Origin of the sequence: Neptunicella sp., from assembly GCF_048268085.1 — a bacterium.
In the GTDB taxonomy this organism is placed as follows: Bacteria; Pseudomonadota; Gammaproteobacteria; order Enterobacterales; family Alteromonadaceae; genus Neptunicella.
In genome coordinates this window covers 24,845-34,372 of the sequence record NZ_JBLWWF010000026.1, presented here as the reverse complement: position 1 = coordinate 34,372, position 9,528 = coordinate 24,845, and the positions used below count along the sequence as shown (strand labels likewise).

Annotated in this window: 5 protein-coding genes; 3 read left to right on the top strand and 2 right to left on the bottom strand. The window is 45.2% G+C overall.

All coding sequences use genetic code 11. From position 1 onward, the window contains the following. Together ACTD55_RS17325 and ACTD55_RS17320 are read right to left on the bottom strand one after the other, a co-directional pair. Positions 1–822: tryptophan 7-halogenase (locus ACTD55_RS17325; RefSeq protein ID WP_438865590.1), on the bottom strand; the 822-nt coding region annotated here is incomplete at its 3' end. Between the two features lie 117 nt (positions 823–939). Further along, positions 940–4,197, bottom strand: coding sequence for a TonB-dependent receptor (locus ACTD55_RS17320; protein ID WP_438865589.1), 3,258 nt, complete (start codon positions 4,195–4,197; stop codon positions 940–942). A 588-nt stretch (positions 4,198–4,785) separates the two neighbouring features. On the opposite strand from ACTD55_RS17320, the gene ACTD55_RS17315 reads away from it, so the two are divergent. From ACTD55_RS17315 to ACTD55_RS17305, 3 genes are all read left to right on the top strand, one after another. Further along, positions 4,786–5,640: a hypothetical protein gene (locus ACTD55_RS17315; RefSeq protein WP_438865588.1), complete on the top strand. Its 855-nt coding sequence runs from the start codon at positions 4,786–4,788 to the stop codon at positions 5,638–5,640. Between the two features lie 100 nt (positions 5,641–5,740). Continuing rightward, positions 5,741–6,829 (top strand): hypothetical protein, encoded by a 1,089-nt coding sequence (locus ACTD55_RS17310; RefSeq protein WP_438865587.1) that lies wholly within the window; start codon positions 5,741–5,743, stop codon positions 6,827–6,829. 136 nt (positions 6,830–6,965) lie between these two features. Then, entirely contained in the window at positions 6,966–9,479 is a 2,514-nt protein-coding gene (locus tag ACTD55_RS17305; RefSeq protein ID WP_438865586.1) for a TonB-dependent receptor, read from the top strand. Positions 9,480–9,528: the final 49 nt, after the last annotated feature.

Genomic DNA, 9,528 nt, shown 5'->3' with positions numbered 1-9,528 from the left:
CGCCTGTTGAGCAGAGGCAATGGTATAGGGGACCAGGCTATCGGCTTGTTCTGTTTGTACCACCACCGCGCGATCGCAAGGAAGATAGTGTGACCAGTCCTGATAGCCGACCTGCAATGCCTGTTCTATTAATAATCCTTTAAAACCGGTGCAATCAATAAAAAAATCACTGCTAACGGTTTGGCCGTTATCCAGTTGCAGGCTTTGAATAAACGCGTTTTTATCAAGATTAACTTTATTGACGGTGGCTTCGATACGACTAACACCACGCTGCAAACAGAGTTCACGCAAATAGCCGGCAAGCTGAACGGCATCTAAATGCAAGGCATGGGCATAGCTGGATAATACCCAGTCATGTGATTGGCCACTTTTTAGTTGCCCTGCTGATGGACGCAACATAAAGCGTTCATTTTCAGCCATGATGGCACTGGGCGAATAGTCAAGCCAACGGCTCGAATGGCCGTCAGCACGGGATTTTAACCAGACCTGATAAAAATCAAACCCGTTCACATCCTTACCCACCTTACCAAAGGGATGAAAGTAGTTTTCCCCGGGCGTTGACCAATCGTCGAAACGAATACCCAATTTAAAACTGGCAGAGGTGGCCTGAATAAAGTCTTTAAGATTGATCTGGCTGGTTTGCAAAAAATCCATGATTGATGGGACAGTCGACTCCCCTACCCCAATACTGGCAATATCAGCTGATTCAATCAGCGTAATCTGAATTTGACTCCCTCGTAAGGCGGCAGAAAGTGATGTGGCGGCCATCCAGCCAGCCGTTCCACCACCCACAATACAGATGGATTTTAACTTGTTTTGCATAATGTTTGGATTAATGGCTATCCCTTATTGTCAAACTAACACTTTCAGGGCGTCAAAAGAAAACTGCGTAGCATTGCTGCTACGCAGTTTATATCACAAGGTGTGCTATTTTACTTATCAGAAAGTCGCTCGCATGGTCAACGCAAAACGACGATCGGTGGTAAAAGTAAACCCATCGGTTAAGGTACCTTGCTGATTTTGCTGGTATTGAGTTTCAGTCTTCTCATCAAGCACATTATTAATCTGTAAGCCCACTTTGACTTGATCATTAATGGCGTAAAAGAAGCTGGCATCCATCATCCCTTGAGCCTTTGAATAGGCCGGAACAAACTCTTCAGACTCACGCAAGGTCAACAGATATTCCGAACGCCATGTATAGGCTAAACGGACCGAAATATCATCCTTCTCATACATACCGACAATATTGTAGTTTTGGTCTGAATAGCCCTGTAATGGCAAGCCAGTAAATTGGCGGAACGTATTACGATTGTCACTAATCGGCACTCCCGCCCCATCATATTGGATGGCTTCGGTCGGATTGGTATTAGGATCTTCCAAACCGCTTTGATCAATATAGGTATAGTTAAGTTGCAATCCCAAGCCACTCATCCAACCGGGTAACATATCGTAAAACTGGCTATAGGAAATTTCGAAACCCTGAATGGTACCGGATCCGGTGTTATCAGGACCGTAGGCCGAGACCGGGAAGCTGGTACCATCCACTTCCACTTCGGTGGAAAATTGTCTGTTGCGAATGATATTGGACAGCTTTTTGTGGAACAAGCCTGTCGTCAGTGAACCGGCATCAGCAAAATACCACTCAGCGGTTAAATCAAGGCTAATAGCATCTTCAGGCTCGAGGAACGGGTTACGGGCATTGGCGCTGATTTCAATATTTTTCAGATCGATAACCGGGTTTGTGGTGTCATCTCTGGCTTCATCCGGGTTTTGTAAAACCTGTTCATAGCCCAAGTTGAGCACCATTTTGTTCGCCGAATCCACCAGACTTGGATAGTAAAGCCCCTTCGATGCTCCGAATCTAAGTACCACATCATCGGTCAGACCGAAGCTCAGGTTTAAGCTGGGTAACACTGCGGTGTAATCAGTTCCGTCTACGGTGCTGGAGATCGCTTCGCCAGACGCTAACGCAAAAATACTGGGATATTGATTTAACATGACCTGATAAAGAGAGCCTGTTTCATCAGTACCACGACGAGATGTTGATGGAAAGTTCACACCACCGGTGGATTGCAACTGATAGTTAACGTAGCGCAGGCCGAAATTACCCTTCACCAGCACATCTGACATTTCAACATCAAAGTCCGCACGCACATAAAATTCAGTCCGCTCTGTGTTGCTGGAGCTAATATGCCGCGGGGCAAAATGGCTGAAAGCCCGATCCGCCAAGTCAGCATAAGGTAATGCACACGCACCGCTACCATCCATTGCGTTGCCTACCGCATTCCATGTCCCACAACCGTCACGCAAACTCTGCTCATAATTTTGCACCATTTCCATACGTGGGAACAGGAAGCTGGTATTAGCTCCAAGCAGTGTATTGCCGTCATTGTGATCAGCAAAACTCACACGCTCAAATAGCTCAGGAGCAACTTGAGGTGAAGCATTGTAAGAGTCTTGTGCAATCCAGGGGGTACCTAGTGCCTGCCAACCTTCGTATTCGGTGTTACGTACGATTAGTTCTTTTTTGGAATGATAAAGCCCGGCTTTAATGGCGGTAAACGCTCCTGCCAGTTTGTATTCAAGGTCCAGTTGGAAGGTATTCGCATTCGCCTCATTAAATTCTTCTTGTTGCATGCCACTACCCAATCGCAAAAACGGATTCGTGTCTGCTTCGACATCAGGTGGCATGGAGGTATTGGCATTCAAAAACTCCAGTTGGGGATCGGAGCCTCTTAAATCCAGAAAAAATGGCGCATTTTCAGCGGTCTGATTACCATTCATGATAGAGGTCATTCCGTTGTTATGAACCACTTGCTCGGAATCGACATGTTGATAATCAACAACAACGGTTAACAGATCCGTTGGTGTAAAGACCACATTCAATGACGTATCTTTGACTTTATTTTCGTTGAAGTTATAACGAGAACGGAATTGCAGCGGAACGTTCGGTTCGCTTGCATGACCCACACCTGAGGTCACGTAGCCATTATCATCAACCGTTAACGGATGACCACTGTCACTTTCATCAAACCATTGAATCGCATTGGGCGCATAAGGTTTAAATGCCTGATCAGCCTGAGTAATGACATGTTCCCGCCAAATTAACGAGGCCGTAGAACTGATGTGCTCTAACGTTGCAGTAATTTTTTCATCCGTGCTTTGCCATTGCAATGAGGCAGTAAAACCGCGGCGTTTACGATCATTTTCAGCCGAGGTCATGGTATAGCTGGCCGGAGCATACCAGGTTTCACCCTCAGGTTGCCCTTCTAGTTCTTGACCGTCAAACTCGGGAACATAATTCGCAGCGTCAGCATCACTGTACTGAACGGCATCGGGATACCCCAGATTGTCACAGTTACGCCAATCTGAAGCGTCCGGTATACAAGGTGCGGAATACTGACCGGAATTAATACCGGGGCTTGGGGTGCCCCACTCATCATAGGAGAACGTATTTAAAGGACCACGGCTGTGAAAGTTGCCTAAACCAAAGCCATCACCACGGGTTTGGAATTCAGACTGGGAAGCGGCCACCAATAAACCGAACTTACCGGAATCCGTATCCCAATTATCCGAAAATAACGCACTGAACGACGGCGTGGTTTCTTTACGATAATCCCCATAATTAGCTTGGGCACTGACCGCAATTAAACGTTTATCCGAATCAAAAGGCTTGCGTGTCACTAAGTTAACAGTACCGGCAATACCACCGGAAATCAGATCGGCGGTCTGGTTTTTAACCACTTCAACAGCACCGAGCAATTCAGCCGGGAAATCTTCGTAGCTCAGTCCACCCCAAGGATTGGCGCTGAAGCTATCGCGACCATTAATTTCACTACGCACCCGATCCAAGCCACGTACCAATACACTGGTCCCTTCATCAGCGTAATGTTTGGGGTCACTGGATGACGCAAAACGTTCGATGGTAACACCGGGGACCCGTTGCAGCGCTTCGGTCACCGAACTATCAGGCAACGCCCCAATGTCTGATGCAGTAATGGCATCTTTTACGGTGTCAGCATAACGTTTGAGATCCTGAGCGGTTTGAATACTTTGACGAATACCACGAATTTCAATGACTTCGGTAGATTCATCGGCATTTTGCACATCAGTGGTGGCTTCTTGTGCTAAAACGGGAGCAGAAAGCGCACAGGAAATGGCAATCACCAGACGCTTTTTATTAAATTGATTTGACATGTTTATCCCTCATTATTTTTATATAACCTTGATTACTTTCATAACCTGGGTTTGGTCTTCTACTAACTTTATTTTTTTAATTCATTTTAATTATTGAAATAGTGTGGGCATCAAAACGTCAGAATCGGAATAAATTAAATACGTCTATTGATTCTATTATCTGCAACAACATCACTTATTTACGCGCTTGATTGACATCGCTTGCCATAAACTTAACCAAGGCAGTCTCGCCGTTATCCCCTTTTAGCTACGCACTTGGTTATGCAATAGCCTAACGAGAAACTCAAAATGACAGCGCTGTCAATTATGCTCAAAAAATACGCGATTAAAATCACTTAGTTACTTCTAAACCAAAATGACAACGCTGTCAATCATGCGGTTATGATAAATTAGTTATTCATTGATCAATATCCTTCCCACGTTTGAATAAAAATCACCTGTGTTTAACACAGCAAAAAATCGTCATTTGGTGTGGTGAATATGACGCAAATATGCCCTTCACTTAGTAAGACTGAAATCTTCCATTTAATATTTTTGACATAAATCGGCCATAGACTGATAAGAGTAAATTCATTATTGGCTATTGATATGTTGTGGCGATTATTTACATCTCGACAGGGTTACCAATTCAGTCTGTGGCTGTTAACCCTGATCGCACTCTCTGTCATGTTATCTTTTGTATCGCAGCGCGTCAGTCCGGTTAATTTAAGCGATTACTACCACTTTCAATGTGATATGCGGAACACCCAATCGGACAATCCCCGATTCCGGTTTTTGGCAGTATCCTCGTTCAATGTTGACCGTATTGCGCAGCGTTTATGTCAGTCACCGGCAATGGCAAAATATTATTCCGGCGTGACGATATCCTGGAAGCCCCGTTGGTTGCTTTCTCCCACCGAAGTACTGAGTGAAAACTACGACCTGATCTGGAGCAGAGAAAACGCCCTCCGTGGATTGGTACCAGGTTACAACCATTATTATCAGTTACTTATGGCATTTGATAATTACAAGGTTTACTGGTTTAGCAAAGGTCCGACGCCCTTGTTGGAACAGCGTTACTTCGATAATAAACGTGTGGGAATTTTAACGGACAGACTCAGCCAAACTCACCATTTACTGCCGCTAATGTCTTTAAAAGATGCCAATATCCATCTAGCCGATCATCAACTCATTGCTTTCGATGATGCCAGAAATCTGTATCAGGCATTTGCCAAAGGTGAAGTTGACTTGATCACAGGAGGTGACTGGTTACAACGGGAGGTTGATGCGCCCATTTCAGGGTTATTAATTAGTGATAAGGTCAATGCCGCATCACTTTTTATACGCAAAAATCATCCGCAAGAAATTGATTGTGCGCTACTCGACGTATTAGGCATGTATCAGGAAACGCTATTAAATACGCATATTCAATCCGCCAACAATAGCCACTGCAATGCGAGTTAAGCGATTGTCCGTGGGGCCATTTTATCGTCATAAAAAAGGGTTATTGTCATGGCTTGGCTTGAGTCTGCTGTTTATTTCAATCTGTTGGTGCATCGCACGAGTGACGGTAAATCAATCGCTTAGCCAAAACTTGCAACAACAGTTGCCCACCAAGTTGCAAAATGCGCTTTATTACAGCAACAACGATGGACCTATTATTCAGTTGATCCAGCACAACATTAATCGCGATTTAACCAACTTAAACATTCAAAACAAAATCCCCGTTTTTAATCAATGTCATGCCCGTGTCACAGAGCTAATGGCTGATCCCCAAAAAAAATCGGAGTTTGGTCAAGTCAGTATTGAATGGGCATTGGGCAAGCTACAAAAGCAAACTTTTATCACCTTTAGTTGTGACACTAATTGGACCGTAACAACACTCTACCCCAGCGGTTTTGCCGCGCTGCTACTGATTCTCGCTTACCTCATGCCAGTGCCGTTATCCGCCAATGGTCAAAATTTAAAACAAAAGCTATTAGCCCATTTATCTCATAAACAGGCTCATTATTGGGCGAGACGACTTCAACAGGCTCATAAAACCCAACAACTGCTGTTTATCCATTTACTCTCTGAACACCTTGGAAACTTAACCGCTCTGTTCAACTGGACGTTACAATCACCGATCGCCACATTAACCGAAAACCAACTTGACTGGTTTATGCTCGCCAACAAGAAATTTGATTACACCAAACAACAAGCTCTCACCGTCGCACTGAGTCCCGATAAACTGAACTTTACCGACACACCCGGTCAGGTGGTACTGCACGGCCTTCCACTTAAGTTAATGAAAACGCCTTATTTTTATTACCTTTGGTATGCCTGTTTACGATGTCAGGGTGATGGCTGGCAACTTAATCCACCGGTTAACCGTACCGATCGAATCGGTGCCGAGATGTTAATTGAGCTGATGCGCAATGCCGGTGGTCACAGCAAAGCGATTAACGATTTAGTCGAACAGGGTTTACGAGCCAAAATTCTCGATCAAAACCGCAATAAACTTAAAGCTGAGCTGATTAGTCTGCTCGGTGAATCCTTAGCCGAAAATTATCTTTTTGACACCGAGCGAGATCTAAAAAGCGGCCGTTATCGCTACCGTCTCAAGCTAAACCCCGACACTATCTCGCTGCCAGATAAATTGATAAACAATTGAAATATATGAATTTATTATTTTAGAGACATCTCCTTTCTGATAAAGACATCCTTTTAACCTGAATGAAATATTTCCCCGCCACTATCTGCCCCAAGCGTTAAACATATTTTTGTTATTCATAATCTAGGAGTTAATCATGGTGGAGTTTCCAAAGAGTAAAGTAGCTCGCGGAATATTAATCTTTTTGGCGGGCAGCAGCTTTTACAGTCAGGCAGATGAAGCTCAAAATCAGCAAGATGAGCGAGTCATAGAGGAAGTCATTGCGACCGCCTCACCAATCCGCGACAGTCAAAAAGCCGCAATTGATGCTAAAAAAGCGGCCAATAACTATGCGGATATCGTCTCGGCCGATACTATCGGACGATTTCCCGATCAGAATTTGGCGGACTCGCTCGGACGCATTCCCGGGTTAGCCATCGAACGGGATCAAGGGCAGGCTCGCTATATTAACTTTCGCGGCGCGCCCTTCCGTTACACGACCTTAGCGATTGACGGCATTGCCATTCCCGGTGCCGAAAATGGCCGCATACCTCGCTTTGACAGCTTCCCATCGGTTATCACCCGCAAAATTGAAGCCAATAAAGCCATCATGGCCGATATGCCGGGCGAATCAGTAGCCGGTTTTATCAATATTGAAACTTTTAACCCTTTTGAAACACCGGGACTCGCTGTTGCCGCTGATGTGGGTTACGGCCAGCAAAAGTTAGGCGGTGGCGATATTGATAAATTGTCTCTGCGTACATCTTGGTCAAATGAAGAATTTGGCTTTTCGCTGTTTGGCTCTAAAAACAGCCGTGAGCAGACTACCGATAACCGCGAATTTGATTTAGAGCAGGAAAACGGCGAGCTGGTAGTCAATAGCGTGGATATACGCAGCTATAAAGTATTACGTGAAGATATGGCTTATGGGGGCCGTTTTGAATATCGTCCAAGTGGCAGTATGGATCGTTTCTTCTTAAGTACCCTATACAGTGAATTTCAGGATCATGAAGAGCGTAACCAGTTCGTGCTGGATTTTGCTGGTGGTGCGGCAGCAATGGGTGGCAGTGTCACTCCAGGTGCCAAAGGCACGGGTTTGACACTTATCAACCGTATGCTAGAAGATGGCCTTTATGAGAACTCCACCTGGACTCATACGCTGGGTGCCGATGTGCAACTGGGTAACTGGATGGTTGAAGGTCGGATCAATAACACAACGACCGAGAGCAATATATTTTTGCCCATCCCCTACAGCGCTGCTGGTAATGCAATGGCCAGTTACGATTTAACTAATTTGAATGATCCAAGCGTTGAATTAATGACTGCCAACGGCAGTATTAATGACGTCAACAATTACGCCTTGGACTTATTTATTCTGTACGGGTCAACTCTGGAAATTGATGCCTGGAAATACAAAATTGATGCAGATCGCGACGTTAAAGTGGGCAGTTACGCCGGACAGCTGAAAGTGGGCGCCATGCTAGATACCCGCTCAACCGAAGGCTTTGGTACCAGCGGCAGTCAGCAGTATCATCTGTGGGGTGTGAATCCTGCGGACTATGTGACCAATACCGCCTGGGAAACTGATTTTACCAATAGCATCAAAGGCACTTACTTTGATAACAAAGGACTTCGCCAGGCATTGGAACAAGCTTCCGGTGGATTAGTGGTAACGCCTACTGCAGATACGCAAATCAATATCGACGAAGATATTATGGTGGCTTATGGGATGTTAACCACCGACTTCAGCTGGGGCTCGTTAGTTGCTGGGGTACGCATTGAAAATACCGACTACGCCAGTTCTGGCCCTGAAGGTGAACAAAGTGATAGTTTCACAGATGTATTGCCCAGCCTGCATCTGAATATGGATCTGGCTGCAGATCTGAAGTTTCGTGCATCACTATCGACCGCTATTAGCCGTCCTACCTACAACGAATGGCGCGCTTCAGCCAATGTCGATATTACCAATCAACAAATTAGCGGTGGTAACCCTACTCTTGAAGCAGAAAATGCTTACGGCGCTGACTTTTCATTGGAATGGTATGCTGGCGATGCCAGTTTGCTAGCCCTTGGCGCATTCTATCGTCATATTGACAATGTTATTTATGCCGACAGTACTAAAATTGATGCAGGCTTGTATGTGCCGGATTATGCCGGTCAACAATGGGATTACACTGGTTTTGTTAATGGTCAGGATGGTTCGTTTCAGGGGATAGAATTTAACCTGATTGCTCAGGCATCTGATTTTATCAGCGAGAGTCTTGATGGCTTTGGTTTTAACGCCAACATCACCCTGCTCGACAGTGAGTTTACGACCTTAAGTGGCGCTGAATTCAGTCTGCCAGGTACCTCCGATTTAATTTACAACGCCTCTTTGTTTTATGAAAACGACAGTTTGTCAGTGCGCTTAAATTACCAGTTCCGCGATGACTGGTTGTCCACCACCGAAAACGATTCAATGGGTGAATACTGGAATGCACAAAAGCGTCTGGATCTATCAGTCAGCTACACCCTGCCCCAACCTGTGTTAGGTGCCGATGTAAGCATTTACGCTAATGCCAACAATCTCACCGATGAAATCGATATTCGTTATGCGGGCACCGAAGCCACCCCTAATCAAATCGAACGTTATGGCCGTCGTTTTATGGCCGGTGTACGCGTTAATTTTTAATCGTTTTTGACGGAGCAACTGCGGTTGCTCCGATACTTATTTATAGTAG